Origin of the sequence: Marinomonas phycocola, assembly GCF_047525455.1 — a bacterium.
GTDB lineage: Bacteria > Pseudomonadota > Gammaproteobacteria > Pseudomonadales > Marinomonadaceae > Marinomonas.
On record NZ_JBLIXL010000011.1, the window covers coordinates 1 to 23,959 of the forward strand.

At 41.1% G+C, this 23,959-nt stretch carries 18 protein-coding genes; 9 read left to right on the plus strand and 9 right to left on the minus strand.

Going from position 1 to position 23,959, the window contains the following annotated elements; translation table 11 throughout:
- Nucleotides 1-118 precede the first annotated feature (118 nt).
- Both ACMUMJ_RS09690 and ACMUMJ_RS09695 read right to left on the minus strand, forming a co-directional pair.
- Nucleotides 119-394: a hypothetical protein gene (locus ACMUMJ_RS09690; RefSeq protein ID WP_414678636.1), complete on the minus strand. Its 276-nt coding sequence runs from the start codon at nt 392-394 to the stop codon at nt 119-121.
- 412 nt (nt 395-806) lie between these two features.
- Nucleotides 807-2,033 carry a BaiN/RdsA family NAD(P)/FAD-dependent oxidoreductase gene (locus tag ACMUMJ_RS09695; protein ID WP_414678637.1) on the minus strand — a complete coding sequence of 409 codons (1,227 nt, stop codon included), beginning with the start codon at nt 2,031-2,033 and terminating at the stop codon, nt 807-809.
- A gap of 553 nt (nt 2,034-2,586) precedes the next feature.
- Between ACMUMJ_RS09695 and ACMUMJ_RS09700 the strand changes: the two genes are divergently transcribed.
- From ACMUMJ_RS09700 to ACMUMJ_RS09740, 9 genes are all read left to right on the plus strand, one after another.
- On the plus strand, nt 2,587-3,168 hold the full coding sequence (locus ACMUMJ_RS09700; protein ID WP_414678638.1) for a hypothetical protein: 582 nt from the start codon (nt 2,587-2,589) through the stop codon (nt 3,166-3,168).
- 202 nt (nt 3,169-3,370) lie between these two features.
- Nucleotides 3,371-4,678, plus strand: coding sequence for an imelysin family protein (locus tag ACMUMJ_RS09705; protein WP_414678639.1), 1,308 nt, complete (start codon nt 3,371-3,373; stop codon nt 4,676-4,678).
- Between the two features lie 84 nt (nt 4,679-4,762).
- Nucleotides 4,763-6,232: a di-heme oxidoredictase family protein gene (locus ACMUMJ_RS09710; RefSeq protein ID WP_414678640.1), complete on the plus strand. Its 1,470-nt coding sequence runs from the start codon at nt 4,763-4,765 to the stop codon at nt 6,230-6,232.
- Nucleotides 6,233-7,303 (plus strand): imelysin family protein, encoded by a 1,071-nt coding sequence (locus ACMUMJ_RS09715; RefSeq protein ID WP_414678641.1) that lies wholly within the window; start codon nt 6,233-6,235, stop codon nt 7,301-7,303.
- A 5-nt stretch (nt 7,304-7,308) separates the two neighbouring features.
- Entirely contained in the window at nt 7,309-8,427 is a 1,119-nt protein-coding gene (locus ACMUMJ_RS09720; RefSeq protein ID WP_414678642.1) for a DUF1513 domain-containing protein, read from the plus strand.
- Nucleotides 8,428-8,552: 125 nt separating this feature from the next.
- On the plus strand, nt 8,553-10,838 hold the full coding sequence (locus ACMUMJ_RS09725) for an EAL domain-containing protein (protein WP_414678643.1): 2,286 nt from the start codon (nt 8,553-8,555) through the stop codon (nt 10,836-10,838).
- 204 nt (nt 10,839-11,042) lie between these two features.
- Nucleotides 11,043-13,484 carry a hypothetical protein gene (locus ACMUMJ_RS09730; protein ID WP_414678644.1) on the plus strand — a complete coding sequence of 814 codons (2,442 nt, stop codon included), beginning with the start codon at nt 11,043-11,045 and terminating at the stop codon, nt 13,482-13,484.
- Between the two features lie 33 nt (nt 13,485-13,517).
- Nucleotides 13,518-14,828, plus strand: coding sequence for an OmpP1/FadL family transporter (locus tag ACMUMJ_RS09735; protein ID WP_414678645.1), 1,311 nt, complete (start codon nt 13,518-13,520; stop codon nt 14,826-14,828).
- A gap of 317 nt (nt 14,829-15,145) precedes the next feature.
- A complete protein-coding gene (locus ACMUMJ_RS09740) occupies nt 15,146-15,313 on the plus strand; it encodes a hypothetical protein (RefSeq protein WP_414678646.1) in 168 nt (55 codons plus the stop codon).
- A gap of 117 nt (nt 15,314-15,430) precedes the next feature.
- On the opposite strand, the gene ACMUMJ_RS09745 is transcribed toward ACMUMJ_RS09740, so the two are convergent.
- The 7 genes from ACMUMJ_RS09745 to ACMUMJ_RS09775 form a co-directional block, all read right to left on the minus strand.
- On the minus strand, nt 15,431-16,711 hold the full coding sequence (locus tag ACMUMJ_RS09745; RefSeq protein ID WP_414678647.1) for a glycerate kinase type-2 family protein: 1,281 nt from the start codon (nt 16,709-16,711) through the stop codon (nt 15,431-15,433).
- An 80-nt stretch (nt 16,712-16,791) separates the two neighbouring features.
- Nucleotides 16,792-18,057 (minus strand): MGH1-like glycoside hydrolase domain-containing protein, encoded by a 1,266-nt coding sequence (locus ACMUMJ_RS09750; protein ID WP_414678648.1) that lies wholly within the window; start codon nt 18,055-18,057, stop codon nt 16,792-16,794.
- On the minus strand, nt 18,054-19,067 hold the full coding sequence (locus ACMUMJ_RS09755) for an ABC transporter ATP-binding protein (protein ID WP_414678649.1): 1,014 nt from the start codon (nt 19,065-19,067) through the stop codon (nt 18,054-18,056). The genes ACMUMJ_RS09750 and ACMUMJ_RS09755 overlap by 4 nt, the downstream gene beginning before the upstream one ends.
- A 49-nt stretch (nt 19,068-19,116) precedes the next feature.
- The gene (locus tag ACMUMJ_RS09760; RefSeq protein WP_414678650.1) at nt 19,117-19,977 is read right to left on the minus strand and encodes a carbohydrate ABC transporter permease; all 861 of its coding nucleotides are present in this window, start codon (nt 19,975-19,977) and stop codon (nt 19,117-19,119) included.
- Nucleotides 19,974-20,822, minus strand: a complete 849-nt coding sequence (locus ACMUMJ_RS09765; protein ID WP_414678651.1) for a carbohydrate ABC transporter permease — start codon at nt 20,820-20,822, stop codon at nt 19,974-19,976. Before ACMUMJ_RS09765 ends, ACMUMJ_RS09760 begins: the two co-directional genes overlap by 4 nt.
- Before the next feature lie 78 nt (nt 20,823-20,900).
- Nucleotides 20,901-22,160, minus strand: coding sequence for an extracellular solute-binding protein (locus tag ACMUMJ_RS09770; protein ID WP_414678652.1), 1,260 nt, complete (start codon nt 22,158-22,160; stop codon nt 20,901-20,903).
- 82 nt (nt 22,161-22,242) lie between these two features.
- Nucleotides 22,243-23,280: a LacI family DNA-binding transcriptional regulator gene (locus ACMUMJ_RS09775; protein WP_414678653.1), complete on the minus strand. Its 1,038-nt coding sequence runs from the start codon at nt 23,278-23,280 to the stop codon at nt 22,243-22,245.
- Nucleotides 23,281-23,959 lie beyond the last annotated feature (679 nt).

A 23,959-nucleotide genomic window follows, 5' to 3' on the forward strand; every position in this document is an offset into this window, starting at 1 on the left:
GATGAGACGAATAAACAATCGTCCAAGGAAGTGTTTAGGGTTCAAGCAACCAGCCGTAATTTTTAAAAATATGTGCTTAGTTGCTTGAAGTGAAAAGTGTCGCACTTCGGACTTGAATTCAGGATTTTCTAATAGTGTGGAAAGCATCTCGAACGTTATCGTCTAAACGTAAGTTGTAATCAATATCTCTAAGTAAATCTATTTGTTTTATATTATTGCCAGATACAACACCAATTCGAGCGGCGATGGACTGAGCAATAGCCTCTCCTAATTGACGTACTTTTATAAGTGACGTATTAGGATCTGAGGAAAAATTAAGTTCAGCACTTTCGGCTAATTTATATAACCATTCTTGATGTTTTTTTAAAAAGTCGAAATTACTGATGCGTTCCATAAACTTTCCTTAGTCGTCTTTAGAAAATTGACTATTTATTCAAGTACAATCCCTATTCACCTTTGCCATCAACACCATAGCTCAAGATGAATATTACTCATTGGCTTCGATTGTAAACATTTTATTTTGGACAAGCCGATAAAGTTACCAGTTTTGGCCCTAAATCGCCATTAAACACAAAATTAAAACAAGAAGACTCAGCACTGAAAACAGTACCTCTGTTGCCGTTAGCGACTCAGACACTCCTATTAAATAGGTTGATTCAATGAACCTACAAGCCTCCAAATAACAATGGCGTATAAGACCTCTAACCGAACGCTGGAAAGAGGTCTTATTAGGTCGGGGCTATAGGGCTATAGGGCTATAGGGCTATAGGGCTATAGGGCTATAGGGCTATAGGGCTATAAAACGATCAAACAAACTGCCCTGCGGCAAATCCAGAGGCCCATGCCCATTGGAAGTTGTAGCCGCCGAGCCAGCCTGTTACATCCAGCACTTCCCCAATAAAATACAATCCGGGTACGGTTTTCACTTCAAAGGTTTTGGAGGAGACGCATTCCGTATCAACGCCACCTAGGGTGACTTCGGCGGTGCGGTAGCCTTCTGTGCCGTTGGGTTTGATGATCCAGTTGTTCAACTGCTTGGCAATGCTGTCTATTTTGGCGTTGCTTAAATCACTGAACGGCCCTTGCCATGCATTCTCTTCTACTAGTACCTGTACTAGGCGTTTCGGGAGTTGTTTGGTAAGCCATTTCTCCAATGTTGCTTTGGGCGTATCTTGGCGCAGTTGGATCAATTGGGCTTTGATGTCTTGTTGCGGCATCAGATCTATTAATAAAGGGTGACCGGGCGTCCAAAAATTGGAGATTTGTAAGATGGCGGGGCCACTCAAGCCCCTGTGAGTAAAGAGCATAGGTTCTGTGAAGGCGTTATCCTCAAAAGACGCGGTAATGTCGCTGCTGACGCCTGACAATTCAGAGAAACGCGCTTTGTCGCTCGGTTGTAACGTTAATGGAACCAACCCTGCGCGAGTGGGTAAAACAGGCAGCCCAAACTGTTCTGCGATTTTATAACCAAAGCCAGATGCGCCCATGGTGGGAATCGATAAACCGCCTGTGGCGATCACCAGAGAGTCGCATTCGACCAAACCTGCGGAGGTGCGCACTTGTTTTTTGCTGACTGTGCCTTTTTCTTCAGCGTCTTCTTTAGTCCCTTCTCCTGCCATGTCTTCTATAGAAAGCACCTCGGTACTGAGCTGAATGGTGACACCAGCCCATTCGCATTCTGTCATAAGTATGGCTAATAGGTCTTTGGCGGAATGTTCACAAAAAAGTTGCCCTGGCGCCTTCTCTGTGTAATCCAGCCCATGGCGATCCACTAAATCGACAAAGTCTTGTGGCGTGTAACGGCGCAGTGCGGAGATACAAAAATGAGGGTTGGACGACAAGAAGTGCTTGGGAGCAGCATCCATATTGGTAAAATTACAGCGCCCTCCACCTGACATGAGAATTTTTTTCCCCGCTTTATTCGCATGGTCAATCACCAGAACCGATTTGCCACGGTAACCTGCCGTTGCCGCACACATCAAACCTGATGCGCCTGCACCAATAATTACTACATCAACTTTATTCACAATCATTCACATCTAAGGATAATGTTGCATTATAAACGCTTCAATCACGGATAAAAAATTTCTTTTAACCCCATTTTTAACGTAAATAAATTTCGTCTAAATCGATATATTTTAACTCTTCGCTTTGTCAATCTAGTAACAGATCACTTTCATTAAAAGTTTAATAGAAGGAAGACTAAAGTAAATAAGAAAAGGCGTTGACATTCATTCTGTCCACAAAAACCGTGAAAAAGACTGTGGGAATAACGTTTTTTCCTTTTTAAAACAATAAAATACAACGAACTACGCATTTAAATTTTCTTCAAAGAGCTGCCATGTCAATAGGACTCCCAAAAAAGTTACTTTTTTTAGATTCGGTTTTTACAAGCTAATTTTTAATACAAGCCTCTTTCTACTTTTCGCATCACTTTATTTTTCTTTGTTTTCCCATTATCTATTCGACAACAAGTCATTTTGTACACAGAAAAAATCCAACTGTGGATATCTTTTTTGTTGACTACTGTTTTTATATACAGTACTGTTTATCCATACAACTGTGAGCATTAGCAAAGGATACCCCATGACTTCTTTGATTCGACGCGCTGTACCCTCTTCAACAAAGCACCTTGTATTATTGCTTTTGTGTGTGGCACTTTACGCCCCCGTGAAAGACGCAATTAATCTAGCAATTGCTTCCTTTAACAAACACACGATTGAGCTAACCAATATTTCATTTGGAGGGTCTTTTCCTTGGCAGGAGACGTCTTCAGTGAATACGTTGCAAAAAGTATCGTCTCAAGCATTAAGAACGCCTCAGCTTATCTACACCAAATTAAAGCTTTCCAATCCAACCAACAAAACTGTCGTTTACCGAGACATCTGGCTCAACTTTGAACACGACAATGGCAGCCTAGAATACACTACGGATTATCACCTCTATGATGTCAGCACCCGCTCTCGTCTTGTGGGGCGGTCTATTGAATTAGGCCCTAAAAGTTCGATCAATGTTTTGGCGTCTTATCGCTTTATTCCAAGCTACCCAAGCAGTGTGCCTAAAAGTGTGACTGTGTCATGGGAAGCAGAGAACCTGCTACGCTACTCTGCTTGTGATTACAGCGTTAGTAATACCAGCTTAAACTCTTTCTCTAAAGCTTGTTTATAATACAAATACACACTGTTAGGCGCTTTACGTAAATAGCAGGAGTATCGCGTATAAAAATTAGATCGAATTTTTTGTCGCGCCGCCACAGAGAAAGACAGTCTATTGACGCTTATCAAATAATTTGGATATTAATACTAAATTAGTATTGATAAGCGTTATCATTTACATTAGTGTAGCTCTTAATTTATAAAGGAGCTCAATAATGAAACTTTCTTCAACACCTCTTTTCGCTGGATCAATCCTAGCTACCGCTGTCTTGTCGGCCTGCAGTACAACATCAAGCCATGATTCAATGGCTGTAACCTCACACGATTTAAAGAGTGCGGTTGTTGTTCAGTATGCAGACATTGCCGATGCCATATTTGAAGATTCCTTAATTACTGCGGTTGAATTGCGCAGCCAGATCGTTGCCTTTTTAGACAACCCAACCGAGGCCAATCTGCAAAAAGCCAAAACAGCGTGGATTGCTGCTCGTGTTCCTTATCAGCAAAGTGAGGTGTACCGTTTTGGTAATGCCATCGTTGATGATTGGGAAGGCAAGGTAAACGCTTGGCCACTGGATGAAGGTTTAATTGACTACGTTGATACGGGTTCTTACGGTGAAGAATCCGATGTAAACGATCTTTACAACGCCAATGTTATTGCAAGCCCTACCTTGGTAGTTGGCAATAATACGATTGATACGAGCAAAATCACCCCTGAATTAATTGCTGAACACTTGCACGAAGCCGATGGCGTAGAAGCCAACGTAGCAAGTGGTTATCACGCTATTGAGTTTTTACTTTGGGGCCAAGATCTAAATGGTACAGACAAAGGTGCGGGTGAACGCCCTGCTTCCGATTACGATTTAGAAAACTGCTCTAATAGCCATTGCGACCGTCGTAGAGATTATTTACTAGCCGCTACAGATCTATTGATCACTGATCTTGAAGAAATGTCTCAAAGCTGGAAGCAAGCGGGTGCGGCGCGTACTGCATTGTTAGAGCAATCTGCTGACGAAGGTTTATCAACCATTCTTACCGGCATGGGAAGCTTGGCATACGGTGAACTTGGCGGTGAAAGAACGAAATTAGGTTTGTTGTTGCATGATCCAGAAGAAGAGCATGATTGCTTCTCTGATAATACGCATTACTCTCATTACTATGATGCAAAAGGTATCAAAAACGTCTATCTAGGCGAATACACTCGTGTTGATGGTACTCTGGTACAAGGCCCGTCTTTATCTACTTTGATTAAAAGCACTAAACCAAGTTTAGACATCACCATGAAAGCCAACTTAATGGCAACGGAGTCTGCGGCTCAAGTCATGGTTGACGAAGCCATGCAAGGTAATACATTTGATGTGTTGATCGGTATGAATAATACTCAAGGCAATCAAATCGTGAATAACTTTATTGATTCTTTAGTCGCAGAAACGCGTACTACCGAAGAAATCATTCGTTTGCTTGATCTACAAGGCATTACATTAGAAGGGTCAGACAGTCTTGATAACCCAAGCAGTGTTTTCTAATTTGATTCACGCCTATTTCGAGAAGTCGATTTAACAATGTTATTTATTTCCTGTGGTTACTCGTGCTTAACACTCACGAGCATAATGGCTGCACCCTTGAAGGCTGGCTTTTTTGCCAGCCTTATTTTTTTGTCTCTGTCTTTTTGCTCTCATCCCATCCATGCCAGCACGCTGACCAAAAACAATGCCAAAGACACAGAATTTTCGCCTGTTTTAGGCCAAGCCATCTTTGAAAAACTGTGGGTAAGCTCGCCCTCTTCAACATTGGCAAGCGATGGGTTAGGGCCTTTATTTAATGCTCGCTCTTGTTTGTCTTGTCATTTACAGCAAAGTGGTGGTCGCCGACCCGAACACGGTGAATCCACAGCGGACACAACGGCTTTTTTATTACGTTTAGGATTAACTCACCCTACGGATACACCCGAACAATTCAAACCTAATAGTATGTCTGTTTTGCCAGATTCTACTTACGGACACCAGCTACAAACAAAAAGCGTGCATGCAATTACTGTAGAACCCAGTTTTATTATTCAGTATTCTAATAAGGCCCTCGCCTTAGACGACGGTACAGTAGTAACCCTGCAAGCACCTCATTTTTATGTAGAATCGACTCACGATACTGCTACCCACTCGCAAAAAACAAAGGATACGGAGCAAGAGCCATTACCTCAAGGTAGGTCGATCCGTAATAAAACCATTGAAAACAGCCAATACTTTGATTCGAACACCCGCTTTTCGGCCCGTTTAGCACCGCATCTCACGGGCATGGGCTTGATTGACGCACTTCCAGAGTCAGCTATTTTGGCAAACGCCGACCCTGATGATGCAAATAATGACGGCATCAGTGGTAAAGCCAACATCGTCTGGGATCGTTCCAGCGACACATGGCAAGTCGGTCGTTTCGGCTATAAAGCGACTCAACCGACCTTAGACCAGCAAAACCAAAGTGCATTTAATGGTGATATTGGTTTGTCTACGCCTTTATTTTCTGCTTCATCGGGTGATTGTACGACACGGCAAGAGCGCTGCTTACACGCACCCAATGGAAACTCTGCACACCTTGATAACCTTGAGATTAATCAACAACAGTTGAATTGGGTCAATATTTATCTTGGAACGCTTCCCGTAGCTCGAATAAACAATATAAAATCGCCCCAGTTTAAAAGAGGAAGGCAGCAGTTTATTGATCTTAATTGCCTTTCCTGTCATGTTCCCAAGTTTACAACGACTCAAAGCAGACTTTCAGCGACATTAGAAAACCGTGTTATCTTCCCGTTCAGTGATTTCCTTTTGCACGACATGGGCGATGCACTTGCCAGTGAGTTCAATGAATACAACGCCACACCGAATGAATGGCGTACTGCACCCTTATGGGGAATCAGTGAGCGCCTAAAACAGAATCCCAACGGTGGCTTTTTGCATGACGGACGAGCTAGAAACGTAAACGAAGCCATTTTATGGCACGGTGGTGAAGCAGCCGCTTCACAGGCTGCGTACCGTATGTTAAACACCAACAGTCGACGTGATTTACTCTATTTTTTGGAATCTTTATAAATGAAACATACAGCTCAATTATTTTGTGCATCGAATCTAATTGCTTTTTCTTTATTATTTTCATCGGTTACGCACTCCGCTCAGTGGCAGGGCCCATTGGATGGTATCCAAAACACATTTTTAAAGCCTAAATATCAAGAGTACCACCTGTCTTCAGAAGCACTTTCGAAGCAAGCAGAAGTATTGTGCGCCACCCCTAATGCGAATAACTTAGATAAAACACGTGCGGCGTTTACCCAAAACATGCTGGATTGGCAAGAAGTCCAGTGGCTGAATTTTGGCCCTGTTAGTTACTTTATGCGATTTTACGGTTTTGAGTTTTGGCCGGATAAAAAAGGCCTGACTGCCAGACAGTTGAGGAACCTAAAACAAGACATAGATCAAACGTATCAGGATAATTTTTGGAAGAAAGCCAGTATTGCCGTGAAAGGCTTAACGGCTATCGAGACCCTTCTTTACCGTGATAGCTTTAACCCCATATCGGACGCAATAAACTGCACATTGCTGACTCAAATCACTCAGTACCACGCAGAAACCACAGGCGATATTGCTTTCGAGTGGCGTGTTAATAGTGTCACTGACTGGGTCTTTGTGGAAGAAGACAGAGATGATCATCTCAATACGCTGGCACTGGAGCAACTACTACAACAATGGCTAGAGCACATATCAGTTGTCAAAGAGAGTAAAATTGAAGTGCCTCTTGGTTATCACAGCAAGACGAAACCAAAAATGGCGGAGTTTTATCTAAGTAATCAATCCCTTAATGCCATTAAGCAAAATCTACAAACCTACCTTGACCTTTATCACGCAGGTTCACCGTCGTTATTTGATCTGGCCAATCAAACGTACCCAGAAGAAGCGCTTGCTTTGGATAAACAGTTCATGACGAGTTTAGAGCTGGTAAATACTCTACCCGTCGATTTTTTCCAGCAAGCCGCACTCACAAAAACCAGTGCAACGAAAGAGATTCAAGCGCTGGTATCCTCTGTTTCCAAAAGCCAATCACAATTGCAAAGTTTAATTGTACAGCTTGGTTTTAATATCGGTTTTAATAGCCGTGATGGAGATTAGTAAACATGAATCGCCGGGGTTTTTTGACACGAGGTTTAGTGCTTCCTCTTCTTGGCTCTGTCAGTGCTCCATTACAGTCCAAGGAGCTTGTTTCCGCGTCAGAAGACACGTTTCATCAAGGTTTATTTGCGTCTGCTTTTACGGACGCAAATAAACAACACCATATAGGCTTACTCAATCATCAGGGTCAATTGCTCTGGCAGAAACCTCTTAATGAACGCGCCCACGCCCCTGTTTTTCATCCAACGCAGCCGATTGTTGCCATTGTAAGCCGTCGTCCCGGTTTTTTTATAACGGTTTATAATACCATCACAGGTAAACACGTTAATCAAATTACACCATCAAACGGTCATCACTTTTATGGACATGCAGTGTTTTCAGCGGACGGCAACCGACTTATCACTCAAGAAAATCACTACGACTCTGGTGAAGGCAAGGTGTTTGTAAGGGATTGGCTGAATGGTCGCATTCTAAATGAATGGCCCAGCTACGGTATTGGCCCACATCAATCCTGTTTATTAAACGGCACCACGTTGGTCGTCGCCAATGGTGGGTTAAGAACTCACCCAGACAATGACCGCACGATATTAAACATGGATTCTATGCAACCCAATGTCGCTTTTATCTCTCTGGAAGACGGTCGCCTTTTGCATAAAGTCACCCATTCAAGCGATTTGCATCAACTAAGTATTCGACATTTAGACATCAATTCAGATGGAAAAGTGGCGCTTGCTTTTCAGTATCAAGGCCAAAAATGGGAAGCTGTGCCCCTTGTTGGTATTGCATCTCTCGGTTCGGAAAAAATAGACTATCTCCCCATGCCCGAACCCATTCGTCAGCAATTCAAACAGTATTGCGGCAGCGTGCGCTTTGATGCCTCTGGAAACGTTTTAGCGGTTACGACACCAAGAGGTGGGTTGGTTGCATTTTGGTCAATTAAAGAACATGTATTCTTATCAACGAACGTATTAAGAGACGTTTGTGGTGTCAAAGCATCCAATAAGCCTCATGAATTTATTCTCTCAACGGGCCGCGGAAAACTCTTTCACATCAATATAATGGAAGAAACGGCGAGATTAGTACAAAAATTCGACAAGGTTCATTGGGATAATCATCTAACTTAAGAAAAAAGTCATTTTCACTGTAAATCATATTGGCTAACGACTCTTTTTTAGTTACTGTGGAGTAACGCTTAGTCGTGAGTTGTTATTAAATTCGGTGAGTATGTCTCTTAATTTTAAGTCGGTGTATGTTAAAAAATTACATTAAAGATTTTTTCTTAATTAGCTCAACACAACTTTCTAAGCACGATACCAAGACATCGCAACTTAGTGCATTGAAGCTTATTTTGGCATGTGGATTTTTGTCTATTACAGGCATTGTACTGCATAACATTTGGTTCGCTATTCAAGAGTCCAACACCGCGGCTATTATTATTGATGTGTCGTATTTGATTGCCTCCATTGTTCCGTTTCTATTCATTAGGCAATCACCTAGAAAAACCGCTCAATACTGCTTATTTGTCATTGCATCGTCGTGCATTGTGTTTGCCGCCACGGTAAAAGACCAACAAATCCTGCAAATCAGTTTGATTTTAATGTACATAATGCCAACTCTCGGCGGTCTTTTCTTCAGTGCGCGATGCGCCATTGGACTGAGTTGCATAAATCTAGCAACATTAGGCTTTATTCTTGCAGGGACCGAAGTCAGTATCTTTCCCGCCATTGATATTACGTTGCCTTTTTCATTTGAATACCTGCACATTCTCATTTTTATGGCATTTAATGTCGCATTGCCTTTTGCGGCGACTCGTATTTTGTTCACCTTGGATGCAAACTCTAAACACATGCAATCCTTGTATCGTCGCTTGAATCGAAATTACGCCTTGTACGAAGAAATTTTCGAGCATACAGGCACACCTACTCTATTGTGTAATCGACACGGCAAGGTATTAAAGGCAAATCATCAAGCTAAAGAGCTATTAGGAAAAGGCAACATAAACTCCGTTGAAAACTCAATGATTAACAGCTGGATGTCTCCTATCGGAAAAACATCCTCTGATCATTATTTTTGGGAATCCAATTCGACTGAATGCACATTAAAGATGTCCCCTGATACGCATTTAGAACTTCATCGATCAAGCCTAACAACGCACGATCATTACGTACTTCATTTGCAGAACATAACCCATCTAAAAGCATTAAAACTTGAACTTGTTCATACCCAAGAAACCAATGCTCGTATTGTTCAATTTGACACATTAACCTCACTGGCTAATCACAACCATTTTTGCAGTGAAGTAAATAAACGCCTACGAAAACACAGTAAAATGGGCACAGGCGCGATGTTTATTGTGCGCATCAATCAATTCAAGCTCCTAAACAAACGTTACGGTAAAGAGCAGGCAAACAAAATCATTCTTGCTTTTTCAGGCGCATTACAAAATAAGATCTCTGATCAAGCTATTATTGGCCGTTTACGCGGCGTCAAATTTGCGTGTTTTGTGCCTCTTAGCCATACGTATTTCATTCAACGAAACTTATCGTCACTTATTAATTCCATTTTGCCTGAGCAATTAAAAATCAAAAACGATCTGTTAACTATTCAATATCAAGTAGGTGTCACCTATTTCCCTGCAGATGGGAAAAGTGCTGAAGACTTATTAGAACATTGTGAAATGGCATTGGAGTATACCTCTGAAGCGAAAAAAATTTCTTACTTTGACCATGAACTGGAAGAACAGCTTTTTGAAGAGCATCAACTAGGCATGGAGTTAAATGCCGCAATTAAACGCAACGATATTCGAATCTGGCTTCAGCCGCAGGTTTCTCCATCCGGGCAAGTTCAGTCATTCGAAGCATTGGCTAGATGGCAGAAAAAAGATGGCTCTTTTGTGTCTCCAATTGTCTTTATCCGTGTAGCAGAAACCTTAGGTCTGTTACCTAGACTGTCGGAGAATCTTTTACGTGAGTTAATTTCTATCTTACAGGCATGGCATCGCGAGCAAATCCATACACCGGTTGCTTTTAACTTAGCAGGTCAGGAATTGATGAATGATTCATTTTTTGCTTTACTCATGTCAATGAGCGCTGATTACCCATGGTTATCCGACATGTTAGAGCTTGAGATTACGGAAACCAGTCAAGTGATGACCCATCCATTGATTCATAAGCGCCTCAAAGCGCTTTCTCAATATGGGTTCTCTATTGCGATTGATGATTTTGGAACGGGTCAAGCCTCTCTAGGGCAGCTTATAGACATCCCAGCGAACATACTCAAGATCGATAGACGCTTTATTGCACCACTCCCTAATGAATTGAGACATCTTGATATTGTAAAATCCACTATTCAATTAGCCAACTCCCTTAATATGAGAGTCATTGCTGAAGGGATAGAAACAAAAGAGCAAGCAAACTTGCTCATTTCACTAGGCTGTCATACTCTTCAAGGGTATTACTATGGAAAACCAACACCAAGTCAGGAATGGACAGAAAACAATCACGCAAAGGCGAAAGAACTTCGAATGGTTTATTAATTCAACGTGGAGTAGAAGAACTGTGGAAAGTCACCCAAAAACACCTAATTTTATCTATTCGATTTATACCATATATACTCTCCTTGAATACAACCGACTCCTTTTCAAAAAACTCATATCTATTGACTAAAAAAACATATTTTTATGTCAATTTATTGTTTATTTTTATATCAACAAGGCATAAGGTAAGGAGACAAAATGCACATGAGTAATATCAATAACCGATTTTTATACAACTACTTTAAACTCGAAAACAAAAAGAAGAGTGAGATTAAAATGAATAAAACCGTACTCGCTACCCTAATCGCAGCCACTGTTACATTAGCAGGGTGTAACGAAGTTGAGAAAGTGATCGACAGTAACGATGATATATCATCTACCGCTCAACCTAGTGCTGCGACTGTCGATGATCCGATTGTCAGCTTTGATCCTGCTAATGGCGTCCTTTCAACTCCTAATGATATTCTATTAGAAGATGGTTCTCTGAATGCATCCACAGCAGGACGGTTATCTCGAATCCCTAATCCATCTTCAGCGGACGTATTTACTTCAACCGCTCAACTTGATGGTTGGGGTGTCAGTTCTTCATTTACGATCGCAATCGAGTTACCTGATCAACAAAAATCATTGACGACAATAGATAGCACTTCTGCCTCTCAAGACAATGCCGTATTGTTATTTGAATGCGCACAAGGCACCAGTTTTGCCCTTGGCACTTGTACCGCCGACCCATCGTCTATTCGTCAATTGGTACATGGTACGGACTACACCACATCTGCCAGCACCGCAGGCATTACCGTAACCCCGTTAAAAGCATTCAAAAGTAATACTAATTATTTCTATTTAGTGACTAACACAGTTACGGATAACTTTAATCAAGCCGTTACGCGTTCTGCTACCTTTAATACTTTAAGTGAAACACCAGTAGCAAACCTTGGTCGCAATGCGGCACTAGGAACCTTGATTCAAGGGATAAACAGTACTGGTGCTTTTCTTGCGCAAATCGAGCCAACCAACATTACTTACTCCGCCACGTTTACTACTCAATCTATTGAACCGGTTGCTCAAGCAGTGATGGATAAAATTGTTGCGGACAATGGTTTACTCAGCAATATCGTCAATACAGGTTTAACCGCTCGCCAAGTATTATCATCAAGCTTTGGAGTTTCGTTAACTGATGGTACAACCGAAGCCTTTGTTGCGGATAACACATTGGTGTATCAAGCTGAATTAGACTTACCTTATTACCTACCGTATCCGGGTATCACTATTCCTGGTGTCAACACCTGCCCTACAGGCATCACCTTATGTGGCAACTGGGTTAACAGTTCAGGACAAGCCGTTTGGAAAGGTGACGCAGCACCGGTTGAACCAACTCAAGTTGTTGGCCAACCAAACAAAGTGACCGTTCAAATAACCGTCCCAAGTGCCACATTAATTGCTGCGATGAATGCACAGAACCCAGATTCTCCAATCACGGAGATCCCAGTGGTTCAGTTTGTCCATGGTATTACTGCTATTAAAGAAACCATCTTCCCAATCGCACCTTCCTTCGCAAGCCAAGGTATGATGACCATTGCAATCGATCAACCTTTGCATGGATCTCGTTCTGCTAACCTTGATACTGATGCAGAATACGAAGTCACAGCGACAAATCCCAGCTATGGCAGCCAATATCAAAGTGGCAGCGCCGCTGTATTTGGTAACTTGTCTAGCCTACTTACAGCCCGTGATAATTTAAGACAAGCAGCCAGTGATCAGCTTGCGTTGAAGTATTCCATTGAGAATTCTGATTTTTCTTCTATTAACACAGCAACAGGTTTGACCGTAAATCAAGACAAAACCAGTTTATTTGGCGTGTCTCTAGGTTCTATTATTGGCACCATGATTCAGGGCATGTCTGAAATTTATGATGGGGCAGGCTCCACACCACTAACAGACGCTAGCAATCCATTTCTCTATAACGCTTCGGCACTGACAGTAAATGGTGCGCAAACAGCAGCGATTATGGGCTACTCTCCTAGTTTTGGGCCAATTGTGAAGACAGCACTTACTCAAACCGACGCCTTTGCAGGCTCCATCGCTGGTAGCTTAGGTTACACCGCAGCAGAGGTTATTGCCTTTAGAGACAGCTCTGACCCTGTTGCCAATGACACATTCCAGCAGATCGTTACTTTGTCTTACAACCGATTCCTCACCGCATTTATTACAGGCGCACAGGCCGTTGTTGATGGTGGTGACGCCATTGCATGGGCGAGTAAAACTACATCAACACCCACTTTGGTTACCCAAATTGTCGGTAATGGGGTTAACTTAAGTGATCAAACGATTCCTAATAACTTAGTTGACGATGGTTTTCCTTTAGCCGGTACAACAGGCGTAATTGAAGCCCTTAATTTAGCGCAGGTGTCCGGCACCACCGCGTCGGCAACGGGTCAGCGTATTTACACCAACTTCCTAGTAGGAAAGCACACCAGTATATTAAGCAACACCGCAACCGATTCAGAACAAGCAGAGTTCGGCTTATCTGTGGAAGCGGCAGCACGGGCCACCAGCGAAATGCAGTCTGAAGTCATTAGTTTCTTAAGATCGGAAGGCAAGTTACTTCAATCGGCAACATCCGATCCTTCAAGCACCATTCAATAACGGTACGGCCAATCATACATTTAGGAGAGCATTATGTTTAAATATACAAAATTAGGTGCCAGCATTGCGTTAGTCACTTTAACGATGGTTTCTCAAACAATACATGCGGCTGGTTTTGCCTTAAACGATCACAGTGCTACAGCGTCAGGTAATGCATTAGCAGGCAGTGCGGCAAGCAATGATGACATTTCTACCAGCTTCTGGAACCCTGCTAGCTTAACGAATACAGACAAACCTACTCTTTACATTTCTGGCGCGTTAATCCTTCCTGAAATGAACGTGACAGTGAACAGTGCTTCGGATGCAACAGGCAACGACTTAAGCGGCTCCGCTTCGCCTGGAGACATCGTTGACAACGGTCTAGTGCCATCGATCATCTATGCTCACCCTATTTCTGAAAAGACGGTATTAGGCGCATCCTTGAACGTTCCTTTTGCCCTATCAGGTGAGTATGGAACCGACTGGGCGGGTCGTTATCATTCATCTAAGTCAGAAGTATCCGACATTGCCGTCGCTTTCTCTATCGCCCATCGCTATTCTGACATCTTGTCTGTCGGTGCTAGTGCTCAAGTTCACAGCACTACGGTAATACTAGAGTCTGCTATAACGGATTTTCAAGGTGGCAACAGCGCCAATGGGGATGGCTTTGGTAGCATCAAAGCAGACGATATCGGGGTTGGTTATGCGCTAGGTATTAAAATCGAGCCACAAACAGGCACCCGAATCGGTATTGGCTATCGTTCAAAAATCGATTTGACTGAAAAAGGTGATGTAGAGTACAAAAACATCGGCCCTACACTAATAAATGCTGGTCTTGACAATGCAAACTTATTCGATAAAATTACCCTTCCTGATGTTTTATCGTTTGGTTTTGAGCAGGATATTAATGACAAGCTGACCCTGGGTGCAAGTGCTATTAGAACAGGATGGTCGTCAATGGATGGGCTCAACATTGCCTTTGATATTGGCGACGATAATGTTAAGCAAGCTAACTCAGTGTTATCCTTTGGCTTTGAAGACAAATGGTTTTACTCCATTGGTGCGACTTACAAAGCAAACGATAAGCTAACACTACGAACTGGTTATGCTATAGACAACTCCCCTGCTACAGATGAATTTCGCTCGGCAAGAGCACCAGATGGCGACCGTCAGTGGATCTCATTAGGCGGAACGTACGCATTTAGCGAAGCAACCACCCTATCCTTCGCCTACACAAATGTAGACATTGAAGATGTGAAAGTTAATCGTAATGGAGCCTCAGAAGATGCTGTAAGAGGTCGGTTAGATGCCGATTATGAAACATCAGCGGATGTCTTCTCTTTTGGTATGAATATGACGTTTTAATAAGCCCTTGACAGGATTATTCATTAGGCCGCGGTATTAAATAAACAAGATTACTAAAGCAATAATACGCTCACGCAGCCCAAAAAAACCAAAAAGCCCTCAATAGTTGAACGCCAATTATTGAGGGCTTTTTTATTTATATTCAAGCACACAAGCCAAAAGCTAAAGTACGTTATAACCCGCTAAATTTTATAGCATGAGACCTTAATTCCGAGCTCGAGAGTTTACGTACACGGGATAAGTTAGGCTACTTTTGTCTGCTTACTCCATAGCGCCTTTCCCCGCGTTACTTGCTCACTTAAGACGTTCTTGTTGCAATGAAAAATGCTAACCAAGAATTACTGGAAGAGAAAGCCGCAGTCGATCCATTAGCAAAAGAAATTTTAGACTCTCAAGCTGAATACTTAAAAACAGCACGAGTTTGGACAAATATTTCTGACCAAGCTTACCTAGACAGCTTAGATCATTCCGCCAATTGGGGATAGAATTTTTACTTTTGTACTCATTTACGACCCCTTAAAATTCATAACTACTAACTTTGTAACAATATTGTTATAAAGTTAGTAATTAGTTAAGTAATTGTAGATCTTAGATGTGTAAACTTATGAAGCCGTAAATCCTTCGCTTTGAATTAAGATTGCACGAAAGTCATTTACATTTGTTCTAGTGGGTGACGTGAATATCAATAAATCTAATGCTTCGAAAAAATTATATCCATCATTATTTTCTAAGTAATCACGAGGATTTAGCTGCTTTTTAAGTGCACTGTCATAAGTGCCTTCTAACATGATCGCACCTGCATTATCTTCCGTTCCATCAATCCCATCGGTATCACATGCTATAGCTGATACGCCTTTCTCACCTTTCAAGTCCAAAGTGAGAGACAGTAAAAATTCAACATTTCTCCCTCCTCGACCCTTTCCTTTAACCGTCACGGTCGTTTCCCCGCCAGAAATAACAACACAAGGGGCAGTACATGGTTGGTTATAATTCACGATTTGCCTTGCAATACCTGCATGAACTTTCGCCACCTCACGAGATTCCCCTTCTAAGTCACCTAAGATAATCGGAGTAATTCCTTGAGATAATGCGTATTTTGCTGCGGCATCCAAAGACATTTGTGGTGTACTCACAATAGTAAAGGTATTTTTTTCTGGCAATACATTCCACTCTGATTGATGGTTTTTTTGCTCTTCCAAGTAAGATAAAACAGAATGTGATACTTGAATATTATAACGAGATAAAACCTCAATAGCTTCCTCAACCGTTGTATCATCTTGAACCGTTGGTCCAGATGCAATAACACTTGGAGAATCACCAGGCACGTCTGAAATTGCAAAAGTATGAACCTCTGCAGGCATGCAATGTAACGCCAAACGACCGCCTTTTATTTGAGACAGTTTTTTACGCACACAATTAATTTCATCAATACTCGCTCCAGATCGCAGCAACTGCTTGTTGATAGATTGCTTCTCACTCAATTCAATACTTTCAACAGGTAACACCAGCAAAGAAGAACCACCACCTGAAACCAAAAAGATGACCCTATCATTAGCAGATAGATCTTCTACTATTGAAAGCATTTTTTTTGCTACCACTTGGCCTGCGCCATCGGGCACTGGATGAGCCGCCTCCACAACTTCAACAATACTGGTATCGCATCCATGATTATAAGGAGTTACCACAATGCCACTCACATCACCTTCAAAATAGCCTTCTGCAATTGATGCCATTGCCGCAGCACCCTTGCCCGCACCAAGAATAACGGTTTTTCCATTAATGCATTTAGGCAAAGTAGATAGTGCAGAAATCAGCCCATCATTTGGATGCGCTTTTTTTACCGCAACATTAAATAACTCTTTTAGAAAAATTTCTGGATTCACCGCTTTTACCCTTGTCAAAGATCACTGAGCATAAATAAAAAAAACGCTGCTTAGTAGAGCCAGACAGCGCTTTCACATTGTTACAGCAACCAATGTAATGCAATTGCTGCCGTCCAAGAAAAATCAGAACCACCACAACCTTCACCCGTAATTGGGTCAAAGTACTCCCAATAGCCGGATTGATCAATAATAGAACGAGAGGCTAGTCTTAGCTCCTCCGCCACATCATCATGACCATAATGCTTCAAACCATCTGCAATCATCCAATTTATATGCAACCATGAAGGCCCTCTCCAATATCTCTTAGAATCAAATGACTCCTCAAGAGGATGCGTCGATGCCAATCCCTTAGGGCCAAGTACCAACCATTTTTTCACTTCATCAGCCATCATTTTAGCCTGCTCTACTGTAGCAGAATGGCTATAAAGTGGCATAAAACCGCCAGATGTTCGTATTCCAATACTTTTATTTAGCGCATTATCTTTATTTAAAAATACTCGCTTGTCTTGATCCCACAACGCATTGAGTGCAGCGTCTGCTTTACTCGATGCTTTTTCTAACCCCTCCAAGTCATATGACTCAGATACAAGTGTATTTAAATAAATGATATCTTTTGTACCACGTTGTAATACTGCATTTAAGCTAATATCTTTTATATGAAACGGGCAGTTATCATATATTTTTTGATAATCAAATTCGTTATCACGAAAGAAATCCACCAAATAAATATAGCGATCATACTGCTCCTTTAATGGGCGTTGATCACTGTCAACATGATTCAAATCACGTCTCTGATAACTTCTTTGTACCTGTGGAACCCTCGCTAAGACATCATCCCAAGCTGGGCTATTATCCATTCCAGATTCCCAAGGATGATAACTTGATACTAAACCCGTTGATTCTGGATCACGTTCACGATACCACCATTCATGATACTGAATTAATTTAGGCAATAATTCATTCAGCTTCGTTTTCGCAAGCTCTTTATCCATACTTTGTTCGTAGATAATCCTTATCATTGTTGACAGCAATGGTGGCTGTGAAATAGATGTAGTAGAAGGCGTACCTTTTACCCCCCATTGATCTGGTCCAGGAAAGTAATCATCAGAATCTTGATGAAAAACAACATGAGGAACCATGCCATTTTTCCATTGTCCTTCAAATAACATCTCAAACTCAGTCCATGCCCTACGTTCATCAATGTATAGCCAACCAAGAGCAGTAATTCCCGCATCCCAATTCCATTGAAATGGGTACAACCCTTTTGTTGGAACCGTATAACCACCGAGGTCGTTGTCACGTAGAACTTTCTTTGCCTCTGTAATTAAATGCTCAGTTTGACTCATAGAATAAGTTTCCCGCTTTCAGTGTACCAACGCTTTTTATCGTGTTTAGGTTCTAAATATAAAACACTACCGTTGTCCACATTGATTTCATTTGCAATGTTTACTCGGAACAATTGCCCATTTAACTCAGCAGAAATCTGCTGATGGGAGCCTAATCGCTCTCTTGTTAAGACGGTAATCGGCCAGTAATTATCTCTAGGCTCAGTCGAAATATTAAAATCTTCTGGGCGAATCCCCAACTGAGAAGCCCCAGTTGGTATCTCCCCTATTTGGAAGTCAGGAGAAATAAAGTTCATTGGAGGATTACCTATGAAACTTCCAACGTATTCAGTAGATGGGTAATTGTAGATATCGTCAGGTAAACCATATTGATCAATTCGACCCGCATTCATAACCGCAATTCTATCTGCCAAACTCATCGCTTCCACTTGGTCATGAGTGACATAAACCGTTGTCGTTTTAGAGGCTTCCAAGACGGCTTTCAACTCCGCACGCATCTGTAAACGCAAAAGAGCGTCTAGATTGGATAACGGTTCATCCATTAATAAGACATCTGGCTCTACTGCTAACGCACGAGCTACGGCAACACGCTGTCTTTGACCACCAGATAGCTGCCCAGAATAGCGCTGTAACAGGTGATCAATATGCATCAACCCAGCGGTACGCTCAACGTTCTCTTTTATTTTACTCTCGGACGCTTTTTTCATTCTCAGGCCAAAAGCAATATTTTCAAACACAGTCATGTGAGGGAAAACAGCGTAGTTTTGGAACACCATCGCCACATTACGCTCTTTTGGTGGAAGATGAGAAACGGTTCGATCACCAATTTTTATCACACCTGAGTCTTGCGTTTCTAAACCTGCAATAATTCTTAATAACGTGGATTTACCGCAACCAGATGGCCCCAAAAGAACCGTGAATTCCTGATGTTTAATATCTAAAGAGACTGATTTCAGTATGTGTGCATCACCAAAAGACTTTTTAACATTTTCAATTGAAATAGTTGTCATAAATAATTCCTAAAAATAAATATCAATGTATGGTCATAAAATTGCTCAATTAACGATTTGCAATCCCCCACATACTGAATAGATATTTTCTAACCACAAATAAGAATAAGATTGCTGGCATGATCAAAATCAGCCCACCTGCAAACTTCACTTCAGCAGGAGACGATGACAAGCTTTGTACTAAAAATGCGGTTAAAGTTTGGTTATTAATCGTTAATACGGCTGCAGCAAATACTTCATTCCATGAGATAACGAAAGCAAAAACAGCGGAAGCCGTTAAACCAGGTAAAGCTAAAGGCATTACCACTTTAATAAATGCTTGCCAACGATTACAGCCAAGAACCCACGCAGCCTCTTCAAGTTCAACAGGGATACCAAGGAACAAACTAGAAGTGATTAACACCGCAAAAGGAAGCGCCAAGGCGGCATGCACTAAAGACAAACCAAAGAGCGTATCATCCAATCCAATATTGATAAAAATGACAGCAAGAGGCAAAGCGAGCAACGGCATTGGAAATGCTCTTGTTAACAGAATCATCATTCTAAACGTTTCTTTACCACGGAATTCAAAACGCGCCAAAGCATAACCTGCTGGCGTCCCTAATCCGATCGAAATCACCATAGTGAAAACAGCTGCAATCAAGGAATTTTTTAACGCATCAAGAACACCATAGTAATTCATAAAGAACTGAATGGTTTCCATATCAAATTCAGGTACAAATGCCTTAGGCCAACCGTTCACAACTTCTGCCGAGCTAAATGCACTCACAATTAATAAATAGATAGGAAATAATATCCACGACACCAAAAACGCAGTTCCACTTATAAAGAGCCAGCGCCACACCTTATTTTTTTGATTTGCCGATTTTATCTCTTGCTCTAAAGAAGCATCATTATTTAAGTTACTCATATTTGAGCCCCCTTAGGAACACGTAGCACCCTCAAGTAGAAAAGAGTAAATACAATAGATAGAACTAAAATCACTACAGCATAAGCAGCAGCAGCACCGGCATCACGATAAGTAAACGCCCAATTAAATGCTTCGCCCATAAGAACAGGCATGTTTGTTCCACCTAGAAGCATGACCACCGCAAACACTTCAAACGCCAATAGGGTGCGCAGGATAAGCGCTGTTTGAAGACTAGGTCGAAGTAAAGGTAAAGTAACTTTCCAAAGACGAACCCAAGCATTAGCTCCAAATATTTCAGCTGCTTCGTAGTACTCTTTTGGTATTAAGCCAATACCAGACACTAGAATCACAAGCAGAATTGCCGTAGCTCGCCAAATTTCCGCGAAGACAATTGCAGCAAAAATTGCTACAGGGTTATTATAATTTAACCAACTCTCTGGTCCGTCGATAATACCAATTGAAAACAAAAAGCTGTTCAAGAAACCGTTCTGATCTAGCAATGCCAGCCAAACAATACCTGCTGCTAAATCAGAAATACCAAGGGGAATCGTCCAAATGTAAAGGACGATATCACGACCTTTTTTCATTTTGGAGATCATTAAAGACATACCAACAGCCATACATAGCTGCACAGGCACGACCACAAAAGCAAGAAGTAACGTATTGTTTAAAGAAGGTAAAAAGTTAAAGTCATTAAAAATTGTATCGAAATTTTTAAGCGTAACTTCACCATTCGTCGTGGTAAACGCTTGGACAAACACTTCAATAAATGGATAAATAAAGAATGCCAGTAAAAATAAAATACTGGGAGCAATCAAAATATACGGATAAGATTTAATATTCATAAGACATCCTGAAATCTGTTTAACTAAGTTAGACAATAACCCAAGAGGATCGACCTCTCAGGCTACTAAAACGAGATATCAGTTAACTGGACAAACACCTTCACTTGGCTTGTCAGGAGCCCAACAAGGTGCATTAGCCGTGCTCATTATGTTTTTTAAAACAACTGCTTGACGATTCAAAATACTATCGATGTCTGCATTACGTAAAACGATCTGTTGAAATGTATCTTTGTACGCTTTACTAAACTGACCACTTAAATCACCTAGACCTACTGGAAGCATTGATGGCAATGCATCGGCAGAACCCGCTTGCTGAGAAATGGCTTTACCTGCAATTCTCACGTTAGCAGGTAGGTCAGCAGGAAGTTCTACATTAGCAATCGGGTAAAAACCTGTTGCTTTAAGTGTTTTAACTTGAACTTCTGGCTGAGACAGGTATTTAATTAAGCTTGCAGCCCCTTCACGATCTGGTGTTCCTTTAGGAATGGCTAAACCAGCAATAACTGGCATGAATCCACGTCCTTCTTTTGCAGATGGAGCAGGGAAAGCAATAAAGTCATCAGGTCTTTGATCAAACGCATCTTTTAGACGTGCTGTATGATCAAAGGCCACCCAAACCTCTTCCGTCAATAACGGTTCTTGCATCAAACTGTATGCAGTTGACCTTGGGTTCACATCTTGCCAAAGGTCTCTAAACCATTTCCACATGTCTTTTGCATCATCACTACGGAATTCAGTAACAACAGAATGAGTGAATGATGGGTATAAATATCCTTGTAAGAAGCGGTGCATTAGACCTTTTTCTCCAGCGGGGAAACCCAACTTAGCATCACCAGTTGCTTCTTTAATATTTGAAGCCCAAACAGCAAGTTCATCATAAGTTAGCGCATAAACATCAGCCCCTTCAGGTAAGTAAGGCAATGCTTTTTTATTTGCAGCCATGATGTAGGTTGCTTGCATCCAAGGAATGTATTTCTGGTTCTCTGTTCCTAATTTACCCAGATCACTCATTGTCTTGTTTGCTTTGATATCAGGAACAGCACCTAGAATATCGTCAATAGAGTCTAATGAATCTTGAATTTGAGGAAACTGACCATGTAAAGCACCTAAAACACCAAGTGTTACTGAGTTAGCTCGGGATTCAGCCTCAATACGAGAAAAGAAAGGACCTGCTTCTTGAGGAAGAAACTTCACTTCTCCGTCGTAGTTTATTAACACATCATTTCTCATCGCATCTGCTTCTTTCAAAGGGTTTGCTTGAGTAGAATAAAAAACAACCTCGCTCGCCGAAGCAATTGAAGATCCTAATAAGATTGGTAGTATTATTTTTTTTATCATCTTTAAAGTCCTATTATTACTTTTAAATCGCCAAGAGCGATTAGGTTTTATAGACATTCGTGCCATGCCTACGGTTTACAAACTAATCAGGAAGTAAAAAAGCTTGATTGCTTGTTTGTCTTTCAATTAATTCATAATCAATTAATTTATTTCTGGGAACGAAGACCTGACCGTTCAGTTGGGACTGCAATATATTAATGATTGCCTGACTATGAGCTTCAAAAGAAGATCGTAGTGTCGATATGGTGGGGTCCCCAAGATACGAAACAGGTAAGTCATCACACCCTATAATGTTAATATCTAAACAAGGGTCGATACCCAAATGCTTTGCCGCCCTCACAACTTGATGAGCAATGACATCTGAGGCACAAATAAACCCTGTTGGTGCATTTTTTTGCTGTAACAGATCTAACGAAATTTTGTATGGAATATCATCAACCACTTCAGTGATATGCGTATGAGGTGTTAATCCAGCACGCTCCATTGCATTAATATAGCCTTCCGTTCTCATTTGAGAAGTAAATATTCTTTCTGGTAAATTAAGCAACACAACATTTTTGTGCCCTTTATCAATTAGGCTTTGTGTAGCAAAATCGAAACCTGAAATCGCATCGCTATCTATCCAATTATGACTTTCTGGTGATTCTGTACGACCGTGCGTTACAAACGGAATATTTTGTTCTTGTAAAAGATCCACTCGTACATCATTCCTTCTTGTTCTCATAACCACAAAAGCATCTACTCGTTGGCCATCGATGAAGCGTTGATATGTTGAAAGCTCTTCATCGCCCTCCGGAGCATAAGAAACAATCAAATCTAGGTTTGGATTATGTGTATGCAAAGAACGACCAAAATGAAGTAAAAAGTGACTTAAGAAGTGATCTCTCATATCGCCATAAGGAACGGGTAATAAAATGCCTATCGCATTACTTTTTCCTGTAACCAATCTACGCGCAGCTAAATTTGGCACATAACCAAGCGCTCTTGCTGCTTCTTGAATATGAAGCTTCGTTTTAGCATTCACATCATCGTATCCTGACAACGCCCTAGAAACAGTTGTTACAGATATGTTTAAGTGTTGTGCAATTGACTTTAATGTTGTTTTTTTCTTCTTATTCATTTTTTCCTCATTCGTCTCGATAACAAATCCGAAACGATTTGGATAAATATAATCCAAAACGTTTCGGATATACAATATTTTTAGTTATTTTTTATTGTACGATTTTATTGACCGATAAAATTCAAATCTGTATTGAAAAAGCCACACCCACTTTAATTCACTTTAGACTAAACTCTTCAAAAAAGTCGGTAAAAGCCCTGCTTTTTGGGATAAAAAACCTAAAAAATCACACTCCAAGCATAAACCTCTTCACCTATCCTCAGACATAAAAGCATAGAGATCTGTATTTAAAAGTCCTAACGACACAGTAAGAAGTACAGCAGATTTTTTAGAAATGAGGTTTAGATTATTCAGAAATAAGAATAGAGGTAATGCAATCAGAAAATGAGCAAAATAACATACTAAAACCTGAAACCAATTAACATTTCAGCAATGATTCCATTAGGTTTAATAAGCTGTAGATTGATATGCAGATCATCACAATAACTTATAATAAACAACATCCAACTCTAGACGGCAAGGCACACCAATTTAAGAAGACATTCTGGGTAACAGATAAGACGCAATAAGTGATACCAGACCAAAGAGGTCACCACAAAAACATAGAAATGGATAAAAACATCAACAGTAAAATCAAATATTTTCAATTAGATAAAACGAAATTAACGTATTTTTATCG